The organism is Kitasatospora sp. NPDC001119, from assembly GCF_053598475.1.
Genome location: NZ_JBSFKI010000011.1, coordinates 83,214 through 106,352 on the forward strand (window position 1 = coordinate 83,214; position 23,139 = coordinate 106,352).

Below are 23,139 nucleotides of genomic sequence, written 5' to 3' on the forward strand. Positions count from 1 at the left end.
GTCGGTTACCTGGTGCCCGCGGAGGGGAGTTCGCCCTGCTGCCCGAGGCCGGTGAAGAAGGCGTGCAGCCAGGAGCCCGTCACCTCGGGGAACTCCACCCCCAGCCGGGCCAGCAGCCGCCGGGTGCGGGTGTGGTCGTACCGCACGTTGCGGTCCGGTCGGCCAGCCCAGAAGTGCGCGAGCGAGAGCTGCTCCCCGCCGTCGCCGAGGTAGCGGCCGAACAGCTCCGCGAAGCCTTCCGCCCCGTCCTCGGCCAGGGCGTACCCCTGGTCGCGCAGGACCGTGAAGAGCCGCTCGTAGGACACCTCGTGGTGGGTGTCGAGGTGGAAGGTGCCGCCCCGCACCCGCGCGCTGCGCGAGATCTCCAGGATGCCCCGCGCCACCACGTCCACCGGGCTCAGGGCGAGGGTCAGGGCGCCGACCCGGGGCACCCGGCCGATCCGCACCGACGCCCGCAGCAGCTGGACCAGCCGGTTGTCGCCGCCGTTGCGCTGGAAGCGGCCGGACGCCGAGTGGCCGCTGACGTTGCCGGAGCGGTAGACGAACGCGTTGCCGCCCTGGGTGGCGAAGCCCTGCACGAGGCGCTCGGCGTCGTACTTGCTGCGCTCGTACTCGTTGAGGAACTCCTGGCCGATGTCCAGGCTGTCCTCCGAGAAGACGGCCGGCTCGCCCGGCGCGCCGCCGCCGCAGACCGCGAGCGTCGAGACGTAGTGCAGGTCCTTGGGCCGGCCGGTGGTCGCCAGCCGGATCATCGCCCGCACCGGCTCGGTGTTCTGCCGGTCGAAGGACTCGCGGTCGCCGAACAGCCTGGTGTCGGCGGCCAGGTGGTAGAGCGCCTCCGCCTCGTGGCACAGCCGTCGGTAGTCCGGCTCGGCGAGGCCGAAGTCCGGCTCGGCGAGGTCGCCGGCCAGCACGGTGAGCCGGTCGGCGTACCGGTCGAGGCGACCGTCCGGGACGTACCAGGCGTAGGCGTCCGCCAGGCGCTCGGCGGGTGTCCGGCCCTCCTTCGCGCGCACCAGGCAGACCACCTTCGACCGGGTGCGGGTCAGCAGGAGGTCGAGCAGGTGCGCGCCGATGAAACCGGTCGCGCCGGTGAGCAGGACGGTGCCGTACTCGCGGACGGACCCGGCGGGCGGCTCGCACTCCAGGGCGCCCGGCACCTGGGCGAGGAGCCCGGTGCTCGATCCCGACTCCAGCACGAACCGGCCGTCGGCGGGCGGGAGCCCCGCGCCGCGCAGCAGGTGGTCGCGGGTGGCGCGGGCCAGGTCGAGCATCCGCTCGGGGTCGTGGCGCGCGGGTGTGTAGGAGAGGTCGGCCACCAGCTGCCCGTCGTGGACGCGCGCCGTGAGCTTGAGGCCGTAGCCGCGGTCGTTCTCCGGGCCGCGGACCGGCCCCACCGGGTGGCGCGAGGGCCGCAGGTGCAGGTCGTCGCCGAAGGGCAGGGCGAACGGGCCGAGGTAGTTGAAGCAGACGTCGGCCCGCTGCGGCTGCTCGTGCAGGCCGTAGGCGACCCCGAGGGCGGGTACCTCGGCCAGGGCCGCCGCCGCGGACTTGCCGGTGGCGGCGAGGTCCCCGGCGACGGTGCGCACGCTGACGGGGAACGTCGAGGTGAACCAGCCCACCACGCGGGAGACTTCGAGCGTCTCGTCGAAGCAGATCCGGCCGTGGCTCTCCACGTCCGCGACGAGTTCGTCCGTGCCGAGCTGCTCGGTGAGCGCCTGGGCGAAGGCGCCCAGCAGCGCCGCGTGGGCGGGGATGCCGGAGCGGGCCGCGGCCTCGGTCAGGGCGGCGCTCTGCGCGCGCGACAGCCGGAACCAGAGGGCCTGGGCGTCGCCCTCGCGGTTGTCGCCGGGGGCGTCGGGCCGTGGTGCGACGGCGGGCAGCCGGGCCAGGGAGTCGAAGTGCGCGAGGTCCCCGCGCAGTTGCGCGGCCCGGTCGCGCAGGTGGGTGGCCCACTGGCCGAAGCCGGTCGGGCCGGGGGCGGTGGTGGGCTCGCCGCCGCGCAGCCGCTCGCTGTAGCAGCGGCTGAGGTCGCTGACGACGATGCGCCAGGAGACCGCGTCGATCGCCAGGTGGTGGCAGATCAGCAGCAGTTCGGCCCGGCCGTCGCCGAGGAAGAGGTGCACCTTGAAGAGGTTGCCGTCCGCGATGCGAATCTCCCGCTGGAGGGCGGCCGCGACGTCCCGGACGGTCCGGGCGGCCGGGCCGTCCTCCTCGGGCAGCCGGGACCAGCTGAACGCGTCGGCGGGATCGACGAGTTCGCGCCGCCGGCCGTCGGCTCCCGGGCGGAACGCGGTGCGCAGCATGGGGTGCAGGCCCACCACGTCGGCGACCGCGGCGGCCAGCTCGGCCGGCCGCGGCGTGCTGTCGGTCTCCAGCAGCAGGGCCTGGTTCCAGTGGTCGGGCTGGGCGAACTCCTGCCGGAAGAACCAGGTCTGGGCGGGGGAGAGCGCACGGTCGTCCGCGACGACCCGGGCGGCGGACGCGCGGCCGTGGTCGTCGCCCCCGCGGTCCTCCCGCAGCCGGGTGGCCAGGGCGGCCGCCGTCGGCTCGGCGAGGAAGGCCGCGGCCGACACCCGGTAGCCCTTGGCCTGGAGGTCCGCGATGACCTGGATGGCGTCGATCGAGCTGCCGCCGGCCTGGTCGAAGTCCTGGTCGACCGCGAAGTCGCCGTGGCCCAGGTGCCGTTGCCAGGAGGCGAGGACGTCGGCGAGCACCGGGTCGCCGTCGTCGGCGGCGGGGTCGGACAGACGGGGCGTGCGCTCGGCGAGCCGTGCTTCGAGCAGCTCCCGGAGGGCGGCCTGGTCGGTCTTCCCGTTGGCGTTGCGCGGAAAGGCGTCGAAGGCCTCGATCCGGTCGGGGACCATGTGCGCGGGCAGCAGCTCCCGCAACTCCCGTCGCAGCGCGGCCGGTTGGACCGCCGGACGGCCGTCGGCGGCCGGCACCACGGCGGCGACCAGCATCGCCCGGTCCCTGCTGAGCAGGACGGCCACCGCGTCGGCGACCGCCGGGTGCCGGCGCAGGCCCGCCTCGACGTGGCCGAGTTCGATCCGGTACCCGCTGACCTTGACCTGCCGGTCGCCCCGGCCGAGGAACTCCAGCACGCCCCGGGAGTCGGCGCGCACCCGGTCGCCGGTGCGGTAGGCGCGTCCGAGGGCCGGGTCGAGCCGCGCGAGGTCGTCCGTGAAGGCCGCCGCGGTGGCCTGCGGGTCGTCCCGGTAGCCGAGCGCCACCGACGGGCCGGCGATGTACAACTCGCCGACCGCGTCCCGGTCGTGGAAGGTCCCGTCGTCGGCGCGGACGAGGAGCCGGGTGCGGCCCAGCGCGGTGCCGATGGGTACGGAGGCGCCGTCGAGGGCGTCGAGGTCGCTCGCGGCGGTCAGCCGGTGCGCGGCGACGCCCACCGTCGCCTCGGTGGGCCCGTAGTGGTTGACGAGGTTCCGGGTGATACCGGAGTCGAGGATCCGGCGGGCCAGCGGCAGCGCCAGCAACTCCCCGCCGAGCAGCAGGAAACGCAGCTCGGGCCGGGTCGTCCCGTCCTGCCCGAAGGCCCGGAAGACCACGCTCCAGTGCGAGGGGGTGGTCTTCAGGACGTCCACCCGGTGGTCCTGGAGGTAGCGCAGGAGCGCCGCCGGGTCGCGCCGGGTGGCGTCGTCCACCAGGTGCAGCGTGCCGCCGGTCCACAGCGGGAGGAACAGGCAGGTGTTGCCGAGATCGGCGGCGAGCGTGGTGACGTGCGCGTAGGAGAGCGGTTCGGTGATGTCGAGCCGCTGGAGCAGGGACTCGGTGTAGTGCCGGATGTTGGCATGCGAGACCTGCACGCCCTTGGGCACCCCGGTGGAGCCCGAGGTGTAGAGCACGTAGGCCGTGTCGTCGTCGGCGGGCCCGGGTTCCGTAGGCCCGCCGGCGGGGGCCGGCGGGGGCACGAGGCCGCCGCCGGCCTCGTGCCCGTCCGCCACCCGCAGTCCGGACCGGCGCAGCTCGCCGTGGTGGCGCGGCTCGGCGAGCACGAGGTCGGGGGCGGCGAGGGCGAGCCGGTTCGCCCCCTCGGCGACCGGCTCGGTGGGCTCGACGAGGGTGAAGGCCGCGCCGGCGCCGAGGACCGCCAGCTGGGCGACCACGGCGTCGGCCGTGCGGTCGAGATGGATGCCGACCAGACAGCCGCGACCGATGCCCGACGCCCGCAACAGGTCCGTCAGACGGTCCGCCCTGGAAGCGAGTCGGGCGTAGGTCAGACGTTCCCGACCCACGACGACGGCCGTTCGATGCGGGTGGGTTCGCGCGTGTGCGCGGACGAGCGCCGGGAGCATGCCGAAGTCCTCTCTGCGTGTCGACGGTCGATTCGAAGGCTGTGGCGGGAGCGGCGTCAGCTCCAGTAGACGAGCGGTTCCTTCGGGCCCTTGGTGGCGATGAACGCGGCCGCGCCGACCCGGTGTTCGTCCTCGCCGCTGGTCACCGCGTGCAGCATCCGGGGGCTGAAGATGATCAGGTCGCCGGCCTCGGGGTGGATCACGTGGACCGGGGGCTCCACGGAGTCGGGCTGCAGGCCCTCGACGTCGAGGATCGTCGCGGTCTCCTCCGGGGTCGGCTCGCGCAGCCAGAGGTGCAGGTCGCCGCCCTTCTTCGGGACCTGGAGGTAGACGTTGGCGACCAACTGGTTGAGCACGCCCGCGATTTCTGGGGCGTCGGTCTCCTGGTCGATCGCGTCGTTGTGCGGGTAGAACTTCGAGGTCGAGGGCTGGAAGACGCGGAAGGCGCCGACGAAGCAGGCCCGCTCGCGCAGCCGCAGCAGGTTGGCGCCGGCCGGCCACAGTTCCTGCAGCTCCAGGCGCACCCGGTCGATCGGCGAGAGGTACGGGTGGAACATCGAGCGGACGTCCTCGATGGCCGGCAGGGCGCTGTCGTGGTACTGCTTCGTCAGCTCGGCGTCCCACTTGGTGTCGATGTGCGGCATGTACACCCGTCCGACACTGCTGGTGTACTGCTTGTGGTAGTGCCCGAGCGCCTGGTGGTTGATCGCCTTCTGGGCGACCTGCTCGGCGATCTCGACGGGGTAGTAGCCGCGTACGTGGATCGCGCCGATCTCGCGCTCGGCCAGCTGGAGCAGGGTCCGGGCGGTGAGTTCGGTGGCGATCTCGTTCGTTGCCGACCTGACGACGTGCGCGGTGGCGGTCATGAGCGTGCTCCTGGGAAAGCGACGGGACAGGACTGTGCGCGCGCCTCCGGCGTTCAGCGGGGCGTTGGTGCGGTGGAGGCGTCGGAGGGGCCGCCGGCGGTGCCGTGACGCGTGAGCGGTACGGCGGACACGTCCGGCGGGGGTCTCGGCCGCGAGGACGCGTGGAGCGGCACGAGGAGTGGAACGGGCGGTCGGCCGCGGGGGCGTTCGGAGCCCTGGTTTCCGCCGCGTCCCTCCGTTCCGTGACACCGGGCCCCCGGTGTCAGCGCTCGATCACCGTACCCCAGACAATGTGACAGTACAATGTCATGTTGTCCGAAGGGGCTGTGATCAGCCACTGGTGACGGATGGTCAGCAGTTCACGGACGGGACCGGACGGCGGGCGGTGGCGTGCCCGGGCCGGCCGGTGCGTAAGGTGGGTCCGCCGATGATCGTCCGCATGCCGGGAGGCCTCATGACCAGCACGCCAGCCGCCGACGCCCCGCTCCCGGTCGGGGTGATCGGCCTCGGCGACATCGCCCAGAAGGCCTACCTGCCGGTGCTCACCGCGCTGCCCGGGCTGGACCTGCGGCTGATGACCCGGGACGCGGCCAAGCTCGACCGGCTCGGCGAGACCCACCGGATCGCCCCCGAGCACCGCTTCACCGACCTCGGCGCGCTGATCGGCAGCGGCATCCGTGCCGCCTTCGTGCACGCCGCCACCGACCAGCACGTCCCGATCGTCGAGCAGCTGCTCACCGCCGGGGTGGACGTCTACGTCGACAAGCCGCTCGACTACACCCTGGACGGCGCCCGCCGCCTGGTCGACCTCGCCGACCGCACCGGCCGCTCGCTGATGGTCGGCTTCAACCGCCGCTACGCGCCCGGCTACGCCCAGGCCAAGGAGCGCCCGCGCGACCTGATCGTGCTCCAGAAGAACCGCGAGGGCCTGGCCGAGGCGGCCCGCACCCTGGTGTTCGACGACTTCATCCACGTCGTGGACGTGCTGCGGTTCCTGGCCCCCGGCGAGATCGAGCACGTGGACGTCCGCGCCCGCACCCGGGACGGGCTGGTCGAGCACGTGGTGCTCACCCTCGGCGGCGAGGGCTTCACCGCCCTCGGCATCATGAACCGGGTCTCCGGCTCCACCGAGGAGGTGCTGGAGGTCTCCGGCGGCGACTCCAAGCGCGAGGTGCACAACCTGGCCGAGGTGGTCGACCACCGCGGCCAGCCGACCGTCCGCCGCCGCGGCGACTGGGTGCCGGTGGCCCGTCAGCGCGGCATCGAGCAGTGCGTGCTCGCCTTCCTGGCGGCCGTCCGCGCCGGGCACACCCTGGACGCCCATGACGCGCTGCGCACCCACGAGCTGTGCGAGCTGGTCGTGGAGCGGATCGAGGCTTCCTGGGAGTCCGCTGGGAGCGGGCTGTGAGAAACCCGGGCTGAGCGGCCGTCACGTCACCTGCGGGGAACCGTCCGTTCACCGCCGGGGTCTTGTCGGGGCATTTTCTACGCGCGTATCTTGAGGGGCGCCGCGGGGGGCGGGAGACCGTCCTCCGCTTCTTCGCCACGCGAGCAGCGCGCGCCCGACGCGCGCCTCCGCCCGGACCGCCGTGCCACGACCGTGCCGCACGACGGAGCTAGGAGCCCTGCCCCGGTGACCACCGCCCCCGCCTCCCGCCCCCGCAGAACCCTGCTGCGCGCCGCCCTGATCCCGGCCACGCTGGCCGCCTCGCTGGTGCTCGTCCCGCTGCCGGTGGCGAACGCCGCCGCGCCCGCGACCCCGGCCCCGACCGAGGCCGGACCGCTGCGGATCCACGACATCCAGGGCAGCACCCGGATATCCCCGCAGGCCGGCAAGCCCGTCACCGGAGTGCCCGGCATCGTCACCGGCGTGCGCGCGTACGGCAGCGTCAAGGGCTTCTGGCTCCAGGACCCGAACCCCGACGCCGACCCGGCCACCAGCGAGGGCATCTTCGTCTACACCGGCGGCAACCCGACCGTGCAGGTCGGCGACTCGGTGCTGGTGAGCGGCAAGGTCACCGAGTACTACCCGAACTACAGCGGCGGCTCGCAGTCCATCACCGAGATCACCGCCCCCGGCGTCACCGTCCTGTCGGCCGGCAACCCGCTGCCCGCCCCGGTGGTCGTGGACACCCGCAACATCCCCGGCACCTACGCCCCGCCGGCCGGCCCGGACGGCTCCATCGACGGCGGCACGCTCCAGCCGGAGAAGTACACCCTCGACTTCTACGAGTCGCTGGAGGGCATGCTCGTCCAGGTCAAGGACGTCCGGGTGGTGCAGGCGACCGACAAGTACAACGAGCTGTGGGTCGCCGCCGACAAGCAGGACCAGCGCAGCAAGCGCGGCGGCCTGCTGTACGAGTCGTACAAGGAGCCCAACGTCGGCCGGCTGATGATCCAGCAGCAGGCCCCGGTGAACCAGCGGCCGTTCCCGGTCGCCAACGTCGGCGACGAGCTGACCGGCACCACCACCGGCCCGCTGGACTACAACAACTTCGGCGGCTACACCCTGGTCGCCGGCACCATGGGCACCCTGAAGGACAACCACCTCCAGCGCGAGGTCACCGCCCAGGCCGGCGACCGCGAACTCACCCTCGCCACCTACAACGTGGAGAACCTGGCCCCGGGCAACCCGGACGCCAAGTTCGCCGAGCTGGCCCAGGGCGTCGTCACCAACCTGCGCTCGCCCGACATCGTCGCCCTGGAGGAGATCCAGGACAACAACGGCAACAAGAACGACGGCACGGTGGACGCGAGCCAGACCGTCGCCAAGTTCATCGCCGCGATCAAGGCGGCCGGCGGCCCGGCCTACGACTGGCGCTCGGTCGACCCGCAGGACGGCAAGGACGGCGGCGAGCCCGGCGGCAACATCCGCCAGGTCTTCCTGTTCAACCCGCAGCGGGTGTCCTTCACCGACATCCCCGGCGGCAGCGCCACCACCGCCGTCGGCGTGACCGGCACCGGCGCGAGCACCGCGCTGACCGCCTCGCCCGGCCGGATCGAGCCGAACGACGAGGCCTGGACCAACAGCCGCAAGCCGCTGGTCGGCCAGTTCTCCTTCCGCGGCAAGAAGGTCTTCGTCATCGCCAACCACTTCAACAGCAAGGGCGGCGACCAGGGCATCGACAGCCGCTTCCAGCAGCCGACCCGCAGCTCCGAGGTGCAGCGGATCAAGCAGGCCACCGTCGAGCAGTCCTTCGTCGCCAAGCTGCTGGCCGCCGACAAGGAGGCCAAGGTCGTCTCCCTCGGCGACTTCAACGACTACCAGTTCTCGCCCGCGCTCGCCGCGCTCACCAAGGACGGCGTGCTGCGCGACCTGGTGAACGAGCTGCCGGAGACCGAGCAGTACTCGTACGTCTACCAGGGCAACTCGCAGGTGCTGGACCACATCCTGGTCAGCCCCGAGGTCGGCTACGCCAAGTACGACGTGGTGCACATCAACGCCGAGTTCGCCCAGCAGGCCAGCGACCACGACCCGCAGGTGGTCCGCATCAAGCCGTAGTCCGGGCACCGGCTACGCTGCCTCCGCCGCCGGTGATCACCGGCGGCGGAGGCAGCGCCGTGTGACGGGGAGACGATGGACCACCGGATCGAGCGGATCGGACGCGAGGACTGGCAGCGCCTGCGGAAGGTACGGCTGGCCCAACTCCTCGACACGCCCCTGGCGTTCGGCGAGACCCACGAGTACGCGAGCCACCAGGGCGAGGGCAACTGGCGGGCCCGCTGCAACTGGGTCAACGAGCCCGACAAGCTCGGCCTGGTCGCGGTGGACGCCACGGGGGAGTGGGTCGCCACCATGCTGTCCGTCCCGAACCGGGAGCAGCCCGGCGCGCTCGACCTGATCGGCGTCTGGGTGGACCCGGCGCACCGCGGCCGCGGGCACGGCGTCGCCGACGCCCTGCTGGACGCGGTGCTCGCCTGGGCGCGGGTCCGGGGCGCCGGGCGGATGCTGCTCGGGGTGCACGAGGCCAACCCCCGCGCCGCCGCCTTCTACCTGCGGCGCGGGTTCGTCCACACCGGCGGGTCCACGCCGTACGTGCTGGACCCCTCGGCGCGGATCCTGGAGATGGCCCTCCCACTGGACTGACCGGCCCGGCGGGAGGGCCCCGGCTCCGCGCAGGCGCGGCCCGGAGTCGGTACGGCTCAGCCCAGGTACCGGGCCAGCGCCTCGCCGGTCAGCGTGGACCGGGCGGCGACCAGCTCGGCCGGGGTGCCCTCGAAGACCACCCGACCGCCGTCGTGGCCGGCACCCGGCCCGAGGTCGATGATCCAGTCGGCGTGCGCCATCACCGCCGGGTGGTGCTCGATCACGATGACCGACTTGCCGGACTCGACCAGCCGGTCCAGCAGCCCCAGCAACTGCTCGACGTCGGCCAGGTGCAGGCCGGTGGTCGGCTCGTCCAGCACGTAGACGCCGCCCTTGTCCGCCATGTGGGTGGCCAGCTTGAGCCGCTGCCGCTCGCCGCCGGAGAGCGTGGTCAGCGGCTGGCCGAGGCTCAGGTAGCCGAGCCCGACGTCGGCCAGCCGCTCCAGGATCCGGTGCGCGGCCGGGAGCCTCGCCTCGCCCGAGCCGAAGAACTCCTCCGCCTCGGTCACCGACATCGCCAGCACCTCGGCGATGTCCCGCCCGCCCAGGTGGTACTCCAGCACCGCCGGCTGGTAGCGCTTGCCCTCGCAGTCCTCGCAGGTGGTGGCCACCCCGGCCATCATCGCCAGGTCGGTGTAGACCACCCCGGCGCCGTTGCAGGTCGGGCAGGCGCCCTCGGAGTTGGCGCTGAACAGGGCCGGCTTCACGCCGTTGGCCTTGGCGAAGGCCTTGCGGACGGGTTCGAGCAGCCCGGTGTAGGTGGCCGGGTTGCTGCGCCGGGAGCCCTTGATCGCCCCCTGGTCGACCGAGACCACGCCCTCGTCGACCGGGATCGAGCCGTGGATCAGCGAGCTCTTGCCGGAGCCCGCCACCCCGGTCACCACCGTGAGCACCCCGAGCGGGACGTCCACGTCCACGTCCCGCAGGTTGTGGGTGCTCGCGCCGCGGATCTCCAGCGCGCCGGTGGGCTTCCGTACGGCCTCGCGCAGCGCCGTCCGGTCGGACAGGTGGCGGCCGGTCACCGTGCCGCCGGCGCGCAGCCCCGCCACGTCGCCCTCGTAGCAGACCGTGCCGCCGGCCGCACCGGCCCCCGGTCCGAGGTCGACCACGTGGTCGGCGATCGCGATGGTCTGCGGCTTGTGCTCCACCACCAGCACCGTGTTGCCCTTGTCCCGCAGGCGCAGCAGCAGCCGGTTCATCCGGTCGATGTCGTGCGGGTGCAGGCCGGTGGTGGGCTCGTCGAAGACGTACGTGGTGTCGGTGAGCGAGGAGCCGAGGTGGCGGATCATCTTGACCCGCTGCGCCTCGCCGCCGGACAGCGTGCCGGAGGGGCGGTCCAGCGAGAGGTAGCCGAGGCCGATCTCCACGAAGGAGTCGAGGGCCTGCCGGAGCGTGCCGAGCAGCGGCGCCACCGAGGGCTCGTCGAGGTCGCGGACCCAGGCGGCGAGGTCGCTGATCTGCATCGCGCAGGCGTCGGCGATGCTGATCCCGGCGATCTTCGAGGACCGGGCCGCCGCGCTGAGCCGGGTGCCCTCGCAGTCGGGGCAGGCGGTGAAGGTCACGGCCCGCTCCACGAAGGCCCGGATGTGCGGCTGCAGCGCTTCCTTGTCCTTGGAGAGCATCGACTTCTGGATCTTGGGGATCAGGCCCTCGTAGGTGAGGTTGACGCCGTTGACCTTGACCTTGGTCGGCTCCCGGTACAGGAAGTCCTGCATCTCCTTCTTGGTGAACTTCCGGATCGGCTTGTCCGGGTCGAGGAAGCCCGAGTTGGCGTAGACGCCGACCGTCCACCAGCTGTCGGTCTTCCAGCCGGGGATGGTGAACGCGCCCTCGGAGATCGACTTGCTGTCGTCGTACAGCTGGCTGAGGTCGATGTCCGAGACGCTGCCGCGGCCCTCGCAGCGCGGGCACATGCCGCCGGTGATGCTGAAGCTGCGCCGCTCCTTGACCGTCCTGCCGCCGCGCTCGACGGTGACGGCGCCGGCGCCGCTGATCGACGGGACGTTGAAGGAGAAGGCCTTGGGGGAGCCGATGTGCGGGGTGCCGAGGCGGCTGAACAGGATGCGCAGCATCGCGTTGGCGTCGGTGGCGGTGCCGACGGTGGAGCGCGGGTCGGCGCCCATCCGCTGCTGGTCGACGATGATCGCGGTGGTCAGGCCCTCGAGGACGTCCACCTCGGGGCGGGCCAGGGTGGGCATGAAGCCCTGGACGAAGGCGCTGTAGGTCTCGTTGATCAGCCGCTGGGACTCGGCGGCGACGGTGTCGAAGACCAGCGAGCTCTTGCCCGAGCCGGACACCCCGGTGAACACCGTCAGCCGGCGCTTGGGGATGTCGATGCTGACGTCCTTGAGGTTGTTCTCGCGCGCGCCGTGCACGCGGATCAGGTCGTGGCTGTCGGCGACGTGCGGCTGCGCGTCCGTCCGCTTGGGCATCGTTCTCTTCGCTCCCTGGCTCTCGGCGGTCTCTCGGGGGTCTCTCTGAGGCCTCTCTGGGGGAGGGGCCGGCGGGCCCGCCCCGCTGCCGCCGTCGGTGTGCTCGAACCCTTCGATCCAACCATCGATCCGGCCGGGATCGAACGGCTTTCGGGTGCGGCCGACGGCGGGGAGGGACGGGCCCCGGCGCCCTCGGGCTGGGCTTGTCCCGGCCCAGCCCGGCTCAGCTCAGCTCGTTGAAGCGGACCATGGTGCCCGCCGGGTCGCGGAACGCGCAGTCGCGGACGCCGTACGGCTGGGTGGTCGGCTCCTGGACGAGCTCGGCGCCGCCGGACTTCAGCCGGTCGAAGACGCCGTCCAGGTCGCGGGTGCCCAGGACGACCCGGGCGTAGGTGCCCTTGGCCATCATCTCGGTGATGGTCCGCTGCTCCTCCTCGGTGCGGCCCGGGTCGGCGGAGGCCGGCTCCAGCACCAGGGAGACGTCCGGCTGGCCGGCCGGGCCGACGGTGATCCAGCGCATCGGGCCGCCGCCGACGTCGCTGCGTACCTCGAAGCCGAGCAGGTCGCGGTAGAAGGCGAGGGAGGCCTCGGGGTCGGTGTGCGGGAGGAAGGTCCAGTGAATGGTGAGGTCGCTCATGACTGCAACGCTAGGCGCGCACCCCGGGCGCGCGCTTCTCGAATCCTGATCGCTTCCCGTCCCTCCCCGCGTCCCTCACCGCGGCGCTCCCCGCGTCCCTCCCCGGGGCGCTCCTCGGGGAGGAACGACCGCGCCGGCCGCCTCGGGGGAGACGGCCGGCGCGGGGCGGAGGGGGCTTCCTAGCAGTCGGGGATGGTCGTGCCGTTGTTGTCCTTGGCGGTGTCGTTGCCCCAGCGGGAGAGGTAGAACGCGGAGACCCACTGGCCGGCGGGGCCCCCGTCGGCGTCGGTCCTCAGCCACCAGTGGTTGACGCTGCCGCCGTTGGAGACCTCGCGGCCCCAGGCCTTGCAGTAGACGTAGTTCGTGCCCTGGTTCAGCGTCCCGGTGGCGTTGGTGGAGGTCGGCGAGGAGTAGACGCTCGCGCTGGCGAAGGTGTCCACCCAGTACTTGCCGGTGGCGGGCGGGGTGCCGCCGCCGGGGCAGGTGGGGATGGTCGTGCCGTTGTTGTCCTTGGCGGTGTCGTTGCCCCAGCGGGACAGGTAGAACGCGGACACCCACTGGCCGCCGGGGCCGGAGTCCGGGTCGGTCTTCAGCCACCAGTGGTTGAAGGCGCTGCCGTTGGAGACCTCGCGGCCCCAGGCCTTGCAGTAGACGTAGTTGGTGCCCTGGTACAGCGTCCCGGTGCTGGTGGTGGAGGTCGGGGAGCCGTACACCGGCGCGTTGGCGAGGGTGTCCACCCAGTACTGGCCGCTGTTCGACGGGGGCGTGGTCGGCGGCGGGGTGGTGGAGCCGGGGCCGTACAGCCGGATGGCGCCGTAGTAGTCGCCGTGCGAGGAGAGCGCCGCCACCTGGACGTAGCCGCCGGAGTAGGGGGCCTCGACTATCCAGCCCTGCCCGAGGTACATCGCGACGTGGTGGATGGTGGAGGCGGTGTTGCCGAAGTACACCAGGTCGCCGGGGAGCAGCGGTGCGGTCCCGTCCGCCCGGTAGTAGCGGGCGACGGCGCGGGAGGTCGGCCACTGGGTCCGGGTGGTGCCGTTGATGACGTCGTCGCCGACCGCCAGGTCGTAGGCGTAGCGGACCATGCCGGAGCAGTCCAGGCCGCGGACGTTGCAGTCGTTGGGGGCGCCGTTGGCGGGGTCGCAGAGGCCGTACGTCGGGCCGGGCTGCGAGCCGTGGCCGCCGCCCCACGAGTACGGGGTGCCGATCAGCCCGCAGGCGGAGCGGACGGCGGCGGTCGCCTGCGGCGCCGCACCGGTGGAGAGCACCCCGCAGGCGGGCGCCGCCTCGGCCGCCCCGGCACCGGCGAAGAACACTCCGACCGACACCAGCAGCGACAGCAGGGCCGCCCACCGCAGCGGGGCGACCAGCCACCGCGACAGAACGTTTACGCGCGTAGTCATGGTCGCGAATACTTCCGGAGCCGCTGACTCCGGGTCAATGGTCCTGTCCCCCATACCTCCTGTGGTCCGCACACTTGCCGGTGTGCAGGTCACGGGCACGACTACCGGCAACAAGGGGGCAGCCCGGCGCGGACGTGCCGCAGCGGCCGCCGGGCCGGGCTGCTCGCCCCCGGGTGGCACCGGGGCGGGCCGTCACACCCCGGCGGCCAGGGCGGGCGTCGGGACGACCCAGAGCTCGGCGGGGCCGTTGATGATGGCGGACTCCAGCCGGGGCGGCGTCGGACGGGACGGGTCCAGGGTGCTGTCGGGGTAGGCGCCGAACAGGCCCTCCAGGGCCACCTCGGTCTCCAGTCGGGCGAGCGGCGCGCCGAGGCAGAAGTGCGGGCCGTAGCCGAAGGCCAGGTGCTCCTTGTCGGGGCGCGTCGGGTCGAAGTCGTCCGGCCGCTCCGGGTGGACCTCCGGGTCCCGGCCGGCCGCGCCGAAGCCGAGCAGGATCGGCTCGCCCCGCCGGATGACCACGCCCTCGCCCAGGTCGACGTCCTCCAGCGGGTAGCGGAGCGGGAGGTGCATCGCCGGGCTCTCGTAGCGCAGGGTCTCCTCGACGACGGCTTCCCAGCCGAGGGTGCCCGCGCGGACCTCGGCCAGGTGGCGGGGGTGGGCGAGGAGGGCCTGGACGGCGCTGGTGATGAGGTTGACCGCGGTCTCGTATCCGGCGCCGAGCATCAGGAAGAGGATGTCGCGGGACTCCTCCTCGCTGCGGCCGGTCCCGTCGCCGGTGTCGACGGCCGCCACGTCGCTGGCGAGGTCCGGGCCGGGGTCGCGCCGCTTGAGCGCCAGCAGCTCGGTCAGCACCACGTTGATCTCCGCGCGGGAGCGCGTCATCTGCTCGTTCGTGGCCGTCGTCGTCAGCAGGGTGTCCATCGCCGTGCCGATGGGCGGCCGCATGTCGGCGGGGACGCCGAAGAGGTCGCAGATCACCGTCATGGTCAGCGGGCGCGAGAGGGCGTGGCGCAGGTCCACGGCCTCGCCGGGGCCGAGCGTGCGGAACGCGCCGACCAGGTCGGCGGTGGTCTTCTCGATGCCGGGCCGCAGCGCGGACACCCGGCGGGGCGCGAACGAGGGCGCCATCCGGCGCCGGGCCGAGCGGTGTTCGCCGCCGTAGAGGTTGAAGAAGTTCTGCTGGAACGCGATCGGGCCCATCGGCCAGCCCTCGGGCACCGAGGCCAGGCCGGGCCAGTGCCTGCGCGGGTCGCGGGAGATTCGCGGATCGCCGGTGAGGGCGCGGATCACCGAGCTGCGGGTGACGGACCAGGCGATGATGCCGCCGGGGAGTTCGACCCGCACGGCGGGCCCGGCGGAGCGGAGCTCGGCGTTCTGTCGGTGCGGGTCCCGGGCGGTCATGTCCAGCACCGGGCAGCGGCTGACGTCTGGATCTGGAGCCATGGTGTTGCTCCTCAGGATCTCTCGGGGTGCCCCGGGCGGGCCGTGCCGGGGCACGGTCCACCGTCTCCGGGGCCTGTGCTCCGTTGTAGAGGGGTACGGCGCGGCCGTCAACGGGGCCGCGGCCCGTCCGTGGGATTCGGTGCCGGCGGCCTCGCCGGATCTTCCCCCCTTTTCCCGGGCACGGCACACCATCACCGGCGTCCGGGGCGGGCCCGCCGATAAGGCATACGGGCATCGGGAACGCAAATCGGCGATATGCGGAACGGCGGAATGCGTAATGCGCCGCACGGTCGGCCGTCCTGGAATCGGCGGTAAGGCCATGGCTTCACCAGGTAAGTCAAGACTTACCTTCGAGGGGCTTTGACCGTATGGTGTGGCTCGAATCGAAGGAGTCCCCCGTGTCGAATACGAATGATCCCGTTGCGCGCGCGGTTGCGTCGGAGCGGGATTATGTGTCCTCCCTGTATGAATTCCTCGCCGAGCGGCTTTCCGAGGCGCGAATGCACCGGGCGGGTCTGCTGAAGGCCCCGGCGGAAAGCGCCGGTGAGGCGTACGAGAGGGAAATCGCCGCCGATCGGCTGGCCAGGGAAATCGGCCGGCTGGCGGGCGCCGAAAAGGGCCTGGTATTCGGGCGGATCGACTGGGCGGACGGCACGGCCCTGCGCATCGGGCGGATCGGACTGCACCGGGAGGAGGACGACCTGCCCCTGCTGGTGGACTGGCGTGCGAACGCGGCGCGGCCGTTCTACGAGGCGACGCCGGTCCACCCGATGGGCCTGCGGCGGCGCCGGCACCTGCGCCTGGAGGAGCGCACGGTCGTCTCGGTGAGCGACGAGCTGCTGGACGGGAGCGCCCCGACCGAGGAGGACGTCGTGGGGGACGGCCCGCTGACCGAGGCGCTGTCGGCACGGCGCACGGGCCGGATGGAGGCGGCCGTCGCCACGCTGCAGGCCGAGCAGGACGAGGTGGTCCGCTCCGCCCACCGCGGGGTGACCGTGGTGCAGGGCGGGCCGGGCACCGGAAAGACGGTGGTCGCCCTGCACCGGGCGGCCTACGTCCTGTACGCGTTCCCGCGCGCCGCGGAGGAGGGCGTCCTGGTGGTGGGCCCGAACGCCCGGTTCCTCGACTACATCTCCCAGGTCCTCCCCTCGCTCGGCGAGAACGACGTCGTCCTGGCGACCTGCCGGGAGCTGGCCGGAGTGTCGCCGGCCGCGGCGGACCGGTTCGACACGGCGCGGCTCAAGGGCGGCGCCGAGCTCGCCGACGCCCTGGCCGGCCTGCTGCGCGCCTACCAGGCCCCCGCCGGCGACTTCACCGTGCGGGTCGGACGGGAGCCGGTCCACCTGTCCGACGAGGAGGTCGCCACGGCACGCGACGCCGCCGCGGCGGCCGTACCGGGGCACAACCCCGCGCGCCAGGTGTTCAAGGAACTCCTGGTCGACGCCGTCACCGACGCGATGCAACGGGACATGGGCGACGTCCTGGAGCAGATCGACGCCGACACCGTCGCGATGACGGGCCTGGACCTCGACCGGTTCACGGGGGTCGGCCGGCACCGAGGCGAGGGCGCGGCCGACACGGGTCCGGCGCACGAGCTGGACCTGGACGCCCTCCGGGCCGATCTCCTCGCCGACGCCGGCCTCGACCGGGCGGTCGAGGCGCTGTGGCCGCGGCTGGCGCCCGGCGACCTCGTGCGGGCGCTGCTGACGGACGCCGACGCCCTCGCCGAGCAGCTGCCCCGGCTGACCGCGCCGGAGCGGTCCCTGCTGCTGCGCGGTCCGGACGCCCCGTGGACCGACGCCGACGTGCCGCTGCTGGACGAGGCGGCGAGCCTGGTCGACGGCCCTCCGGAGCGGACGTACGGGCACGTGGTCGTCGACGAGGCGCAGGAGCTGACCGCCATGCAGTGGCGGATGATCGTCCGCCGCTGCCCGGCGAGGGCGATGACGCTGGTCGGCGACTTCGCCCAGGCGGGCCCGGTCGCGACGGCGCGCGACTGGAAGGAGGCGCTGGCCCCCCACGTCGGACCGCGGTTCAGGCTGCACGACCTGACCGTCAGCTACCGCACCACGCAGGAGATCCTGGAGAGCGTCCGGGGCCTGCTCGCGCGGATCGCCCCGGAGCAGAAGCCCACCCGGTCGCTGCGCGGCGGTGAGAGCCCCCGCACCGTGACCACGCCCCCGGACGGGTTGGCCGCCGCCGTCCTCCGGGAACTCCGCGCCCAGAGCGCCGCGCACCCGGGCGAGCTGCTGGGAGTGGTCTGCGCGGACACCAGGGTGGGCGAGCTGACGGCCCGGGGCATCGCCCACCACGCGCGCGTCGTACCGGCCTCCGAGGCGCGCGGCCTGGAGTTCGACGGGGTCCTCGTCGTGGACCCGGAGGAGATCACCGCGGCCCGCCCCGGCGGGGAGCGGGACCTGTACGTGGCCCTGACCAGGGCCACCAAGCGCCTCTGCACGATCACCGTCCAGCCTGCCTGACGCTCGAGGGCCCGGCGCCCGCGCCCGCGCCCGCGCCGCCGCGGGCGCACCCGGCGCGGGACGGACACCGGGGCGCGGCGGGGGCGGGGTACGCCGGATCGCAGAAAACAAGCAAGCGTGATTGCTTTTTTCTGCGGGCGGTGCCACGCTGCTGGCGGTGGCGCCCGTCGAAGGGTGCGCCCAACTCACCGGCAGGGGAGGCGCATTGGTGCGCGACGGCGCGGTACTGCGGATCGGCAACGCCTCGGGGTTCTACGGGGACCGCTTCGCCGCGGTGCGGGAGATGCTCACCGGCGGGCCGCTGGACGTGCTCACCGGGGACTACCTGGCCGAGCTGACCATGCTGATCCTCGCCCGGGACCGGTTGAAGGACCCGTCGCTGGGCTACGCCCGGACCTTCCTGCGCCAGATGGAGGAGTGCCTCGGCCTGGCCCGCGAGCGCGACGTGAGGATCGTGGTCAACGCGGGCGGCCTCAACCCGGCCCGGCTCGCCGAGGAGCTGCGCGCGCTGGCCCGGCGGCTCGGCGTCGAGGCGGCCGTCGCCCACGTCGAGGGCGACGACCTGCTCCCGCGCCGGGCCGAACTCGGCCTGCCGGAGGGCCTGTTGGCCGCCAATGCCTACCTCGGCGGGTTCGGGATCGCCGCCTGCCTGAGCGGCGGAGCCGACGTGGTGGTGACCGGCCGGGTGACGGACGCGGCGCTGGTCGTCGGTCCTGGGATCGCCCGCTTCGGCTGGACCCCGGAGGACCTGGACGCCCTGGCCGGCGCCGTGGTGGCCGGGCACGTCCTGGAGTGCGGCGCCCAGGCGACCGGCGGCAACTACGCCTTCTTCCACGAGCACGACGTGACCCGCCCCGGCTTCCCGCTGGCCGAACTGCGCGCCGACGGCTCCAGCGTGATCACCAAGCACCAGGGCACCGGCGGCGCCGTCACCACCGGCACCGTCACCGCCCAACTCCTGTACGAGACCGGCGGACCGCGCTACCTCGGCCCGGACGTCACGGCCCGGCTGGACACCGTTCGGCTCACCGAGGAGGGGCCGGACCGGGTCCGGATCGACGGCGTGCGCGGCGAGGCCCCGCCGCCCACCCTGAAGGCGGGCCTCAACCGGCTCGGCGGCCACCTCAACGAGGTGGTGTACGTCCTCACCGGCCTGGACATCGAGGCCAAGGCCGCCCTGGTGCGGCGGCAGTTCGCCGACGCGCTGCCGCCCGCCGCCCGTCCCGCCGAACTGCGCTGGACCCTCGTCCGCACCGACCACCCGGACGCCGCCACCGAGGAGACCGCCTCCGCGCTGCTGCGGCTGACCGCCCGGGACCAGGACCCGGCCAAGGTCGGGCGCCAACTAGGCAAGGCCGCCGTCGAATCGGGGCTGTCCGGGTACCCGGGCTTCCACCTCACCGCCCCGCCCGGACCGGGCACGCCGTACGGGGTGTTCAGCGCCGTGTCCGTCGACCCGAAGGCCGTCGAGCACACCGCCGTCCTGCCGGACGGCCGCCGGATCGGCGTCCCGCCGGCGCCCGTCACCGGCCACGCGGCCCAACCCGACCGGCCCGAAGCCGAGTTGCCCGAACCGCTCCCCGAGGGCCCGGCCCGGCGGGCCCCGCTCGGCCTGGTGGCCGGCGCCCGCAGCGGCGACAAGGGCGGGGACGCCAACCTCGGCGTCTGGGCCCGCTCGGAGGACGGCTGGTGCTGGCTGGCGCACGTCCTCACCGTGGAGAAGCTGCGCGAACTCCTGCCCGAGACCGAGGAGTTGCCCGTCACCCGGCACCTGCTGCCGAACCTGCGGGCGGTCAACTTCACCCTCACCGGCCTGCTCGGCGAGGGCGTCGCCGCCCGGCACCGCTTCGACCCGCAGGCCAAGGCCCTCGGGGAGTGGCTGCGCGCCTGCCACCTCGACATCCCGGAGGTCCTGCTGTGACCGTCCTGCCCACCCGCGTCGACCCGGCCGGGCCCGAGTACGCCGGGCACCGCGCCGCGATGGTCGCCAAGCTCGCCGAGCTCGACGCCGAGCACGCCAAGGCGCTGGCGGGCGGCGGCCCCCGGTACGTGGAGCGCCACCGCGGGCGCGGCAAGCTGCTGGCCCGTGAGCGGATCGAGCTGCTGGTCGACCCGGACTCCCCGTTCCTGGAGCTGTCGCCGCTGGCCGCCTGGGGGAGCGACTACCCGGTGGGCGCGGCCCTGGTCACCGGTATCGGGGTGGTCGAGGGCGTCGAGTGCGTGATCACCGCCAACGACCCGACGGTGCGCGGCGGCGCCAGCAACCCCTGGACCCTGCGCAAGGCCCTGCGGGCCAACGAGATCGCGCTGGAGAACCGCCTCCCGCTGGTCAACCTGGTCGAGTCCGGCGGCGCCGACCTGCCCAGCCAGAAGGAGATCTTCATCCCCGGCGGCGCCCTGTTCCGCGACCTCACCCGGCTCTCCGCCGCCGGAGTCCCCACCGTGGCCGTGGTGTTCGGCAATTCGACGGCCGGCGGCGCCTACGTGCCCGGCATGTCCGACCACACCGTGCTGGTCAAGGAGCGCGCCAAGGTCTTCCTCGGCGGCCCGCCGCTGGTGCGGATGGCCACCGGCGAGGAGGCCGACGACGAGTCGCTCGGCGGCGCCGAGATGCACGCCCGGATCTCCGGGCTGGCCGACCACGTCGCGGCGGACGAGGCGGACGCGCTGCGGATCGCCCGCCGGATCGTCGCCAGGCTCGACCACCGCAAGCCCGGCCCCGGCCCGGACCGGAGCGCCGAGCCGCCCAGGTACGACGAGGAGGAGCTGCTGGGCATCGTCCCGGGCGACCTCAAGGTGCCCTTCGACCCGCGCGAGGTGATCGCCCGGATCGTCGACGGCTCCGACTTCGACGAGTTCAAGCCGCTCTACGGCACCAGCCTGGCCACCGGCTGGGCGCGCCTGCACGGCTACCCGGTCGGCGTCCTGGCCAACGCCCAGGGCGTGCTGTTCAGCCAGGAGTCCCAGAAGGCCGCCCAGTTCATCCAGCTGGCGAACCGGCGGAACACCCCGCTGCTGTTCCTGCACAACACCACCGGCTACATGGTCGGCAAGGACTACGAGCAGGGCGGCATCATCAAGCACGGCGCGATGATGATCAACGCCGTCGCCAACTCCACCGTCCCGCACCTGTCCGTGCTGATGGGCGCCTCCTACGGGGCCGGCCACTACGGCATGTGCGGCCGGGCGTACGAACCGCGCTTCCTCTTCTCCTGGCCGAGCGCCAAGTCCGCCGTGATGGGCCCGCAGCAGCTCGCCGGGGTGCTGTCGATCGTCGCCCGGCAGTCGGCCGCGGCGAAGGGCCGGCCGTACGACGAGGACGCGGACGCGGCGATCCGGGCGATGGTCGAGCAGCAGATCGAGGCCGAGTCCCTGCCGGTGTTCCTGTCCGGCCGGCTCTACGACGACGGCGTCATCGACCCGCGTGACACCCGTACGGTGCTCGGCCTCTGCCTGTCCGCGATCCACAACGCCCCGGTCGAGGGCGCGCGTGGCTACGGCGTCTTCCGGATGTGAGGGACCCCAGACGATGATCACCAACCTGCTGGTCGCCAACCGGGGCGAGATCGCCCGCCGGGTCTTCCGGACCTGCCGGGAACTCGGCATCGCGACCACCGCCGTCCACTCCGACCCGGACGCCGGCGCCCCGCACGTGCGCGAGGCCGACGCCGCCGTCCGGCTGCCCGGCGCCGCGCCCGCCGACACCTACCTCCGCGCCGACCTGCTCGTCCGGGCCGCGCTCGCCGCCGGGGCCGACGCCGTCCACCCCGGGTACGGATTCCTCTCCGAGAGCGCCGACTTCGCGCGGGCCGTGCTGGACGCGGGCCTGGTCTGGGTCGGCCCGCCGCCCGCCGCGATCGCCGCGATGGGCTCCAAGACCGCTGCCAAACGGCTGATGGCCGAGGCCGGGGTGCCGGTGCTGGGCGCGCTCACCGAGCCCGTCGAGGCCGACCTGCCGCTGCTGGTCAAGGCCGCGGCGGGCGGCGGCGGGCGCGGCATGCGGGTCGTCCGGAGCCTGGCCGAGCTCCCCGGCGAACTCGCCGCCGCCCGCGCGGAGGCGGCCAAGGCCTTCGGCTCGGACGAGGTGTTCTGCGAGCGCTACCTGCCCGCCGGGCGGCACGTCGAGGTCCAGCTGCTGGCCGACGCCCACGGCACCGTCTGGGCGGTCGGCGACCGGGACTGCTCGCTTCAGCGGCGGCACCAGAAGGTGATCGAGGAGGCCCCGGCCCCCGGCCTGCCGCCGGAGGTCCGCGCCGAGCTGCACGCGGCGGCCCGCGCCGCGGCCCGGGCGATCGGCTACACGGGCGCCGGCACCGCCGAGTTCCTGCTCGCCGGGGACGGCCGGTTCTTCTTCCTGGAGATGAACACCCGCCTCCAGGTCGAACACCCGGTCACCGAGGCCGTCACCGGCCTGGACCTGGTGGCCCTGCAACTCGCCGTCGCCGAGGGCGCCGAGCTGCCGCCCGACCCCCCGGCCCCCGCCGGCCACGCGATCGAGGCCCGGCTCTACGCCGAGGACCCGGCCAAGGACTGGCAGCCGGCCACCGGCACCCTGCACAGGTTCGAACTGACACTCCCGTACCAGGAGTTCACCTGCGTCGAAGCGGGCTCCGGCACCGGCCTCCGGCTGGACTCCGGCGTGGAGTCCGGCAGCGAGATCAGCCCGCACTACGACGCGATGCTCGCCAAGGTGATCGCCTGGGGGCCCACCCGCGCGGCCGCCGCCCGCCGGCTCGCCGACGCGCTCGCCCGCGCCCGCGTCCACGGCCCGGCCACCAACCGGGAGCTGCTGGTCCGGGCGCTGCGCCACCCGGCCTTCCTGGCCGCGGACCTGCACACCGGCTTCCTGGCCGAGCACGCCGCCGACCTCACCGCCCCGGACACGAAGGGCGTCGACCGCGCCGCGCTGGCCGCCGCCCTCGCCGACGCCGCCGGCCGCCGCGGCGCGCTGCCCTCCGGCTGGCGCAACCTGCCCTCCCAGCCGCAGCTCAAGCGCTACCGGGCCGAGGACGGCACCGAGGCGGCCGTCCGCTACCGGCACACCCGCACCGGCCTGCTGGCCGAGGACGACCCGGACGTCGAGCTCGTCGAGGCCGCGCCGGACCGGGTCGTGCTGTCCGAGGGCGGGCTGCGCCGCACCTACCGCGTCGCCCGGTACGGCGACCGGGTGCACGTCGACACCCCGGCCGGCGGCACCGCGCTCACCGCCCTGCCGCGCTTCCCCGAACCCGTCGTCCGCACCGACCCCGGCGCGCTGCTCGCCCCGATGCCCGGCACCGTCGTCCGGGTCGCCGCCGCCGTCGGGGACACCGTCACCGCCGGCCGGCCGCTGCTGGTGCTGGAGGCGATGAAGATGGAGCACCGCGTCGTCGCCCCGGTCGACGGCACCCTCGTCGAACTGCGCGCCACCCCCGGCCGGCAGGTCGAAACCGGCACCCTGCTGGCCGTCGTCCGGCCCACCGAAGCCTGAGGAAGGACCCC

The 23,139-nt window shown here is 73.7% G+C and carries 13 protein-coding genes; 7 read left to right on the forward strand and 6 right to left on the reverse strand.

Annotation, left to right across the window (positions count from 1 at the left end):
• Positions 1-5: 5 nt before the first annotated feature.
• Entirely contained in the window at positions 6-4,310 is a 4,305-nt protein-coding gene (locus ACWDD9_RS15980; RefSeq protein WP_449811854.1) for an amino acid adenylation domain-containing protein, read from the reverse strand.
• A 56-nt stretch (positions 4,311-4,366) separates the two neighbouring features.
• On the reverse strand, positions 4,367-5,176 hold the full coding sequence (locus tag ACWDD9_RS15985) for a 2OG-Fe(II)-dependent halogenase WelO5 family protein (RefSeq protein WP_049650437.1): 810 nt from the start codon (positions 5,174-5,176) through the stop codon (positions 4,367-4,369).
• Between the two features lie 454 nt (positions 5,177-5,630).
• On the opposite strand from ACWDD9_RS15985, the gene ACWDD9_RS15990 reads away from it, so the two are divergent.
• The 3 genes from ACWDD9_RS15990 to ACWDD9_RS16000 all read left to right on the forward strand — a co-directional run bounded on the left by ACWDD9_RS15990 (position 5,631) and on the right by ACWDD9_RS16000 (position 9,263).
• Complete coding sequence (locus ACWDD9_RS15990; protein WP_117491420.1) at positions 5,631-6,584, forward strand: Gfo/Idh/MocA family protein; 954 nt, start codon at positions 5,631-5,633, stop codon at positions 6,582-6,584.
• Between the two features lie 225 nt (positions 6,585-6,809).
• Positions 6,810-8,678 (forward strand): endonuclease/exonuclease/phosphatase family protein, encoded by a 1,869-nt coding sequence (locus ACWDD9_RS15995; RefSeq protein WP_449811855.1) that lies wholly within the window; start codon positions 6,810-6,812, stop codon positions 8,676-8,678.
• Positions 8,679-8,753: 75 nt separating this feature from the next.
• A complete protein-coding gene (locus ACWDD9_RS16000) occupies positions 8,754-9,263 on the forward strand; it encodes a GNAT family N-acetyltransferase (protein WP_049650436.1) in 510 nt (169 codons plus the stop codon).
• Positions 9,264-9,319: 56 nt separating this feature from the next.
• On the opposite strand, the gene ACWDD9_RS16005 is transcribed toward ACWDD9_RS16000, so the two are convergent.
• The 4 genes from ACWDD9_RS16005 to ACWDD9_RS16020 form a co-directional block, all read right to left on the reverse strand.
• Complete coding sequence (locus ACWDD9_RS16005; protein ID WP_449811856.1) at positions 9,320-11,695, reverse strand: ATP-binding cassette domain-containing protein; 2,376 nt, start codon at positions 11,693-11,695, stop codon at positions 9,320-9,322.
• 223 nt (positions 11,696-11,918) lie between these two features.
• On the reverse strand, positions 11,919-12,332 hold the full coding sequence (locus ACWDD9_RS16010; RefSeq protein WP_049650434.1) for a VOC family protein: 414 nt from the start codon (positions 12,330-12,332) through the stop codon (positions 11,919-11,921).
• 179 nt (positions 12,333-12,511) lie between these two features.
• Positions 12,512-13,735: a C40 family peptidase gene (locus tag ACWDD9_RS16015; RefSeq protein ID WP_117486669.1), complete on the reverse strand. Its 1,224-nt coding sequence runs from the start codon at positions 13,733-13,735 to the stop codon at positions 12,512-12,514.
• Positions 13,736-13,927: 192 nt separating this feature from the next.
• Entirely contained in the window at positions 13,928-15,178 is a 1,251-nt protein-coding gene (locus tag ACWDD9_RS16020) for a cytochrome P450 family protein (RefSeq protein WP_449811857.1), read from the reverse strand.
• Positions 15,179-15,630: 452 nt separating this feature from the next.
• Between ACWDD9_RS16020 and ACWDD9_RS16025 the strand changes: the two genes are divergently transcribed.
• From ACWDD9_RS16025 to ACWDD9_RS16040, 4 genes are all read left to right on the forward strand, one after another.
• On the forward strand, positions 15,631-17,658 hold the full coding sequence (locus ACWDD9_RS16025) for a HelD family protein (RefSeq protein ID WP_449811858.1): 2,028 nt from the start codon (positions 15,631-15,633) through the stop codon (positions 17,656-17,658).
• A 208-nt stretch (positions 17,659-17,866) separates the two neighbouring features.
• Positions 17,867-19,579, forward strand: a complete 1,713-nt coding sequence (locus tag ACWDD9_RS16030) for an acyclic terpene utilization AtuA family protein (RefSeq protein WP_449811859.1) — start codon at positions 17,867-17,869, stop codon at positions 19,577-19,579.
• On the forward strand, positions 19,576-21,174 hold the full coding sequence (locus ACWDD9_RS16035; RefSeq protein WP_449811860.1) for an acyl-CoA carboxylase subunit beta: 1,599 nt from the start codon (positions 19,576-19,578) through the stop codon (positions 21,172-21,174). Before ACWDD9_RS16030 ends, ACWDD9_RS16035 begins: the two co-directional genes overlap by 4 nt.
• Before the next feature lie 13 nt (positions 21,175-21,187).
• Complete coding sequence (locus ACWDD9_RS16040; protein WP_449811861.1) at positions 21,188-23,128, forward strand: acetyl/propionyl/methylcrotonyl-CoA carboxylase subunit alpha; 1,941 nt, start codon at positions 21,188-21,190, stop codon at positions 23,126-23,128.
• Positions 23,129-23,139 lie beyond the last annotated feature (11 nt).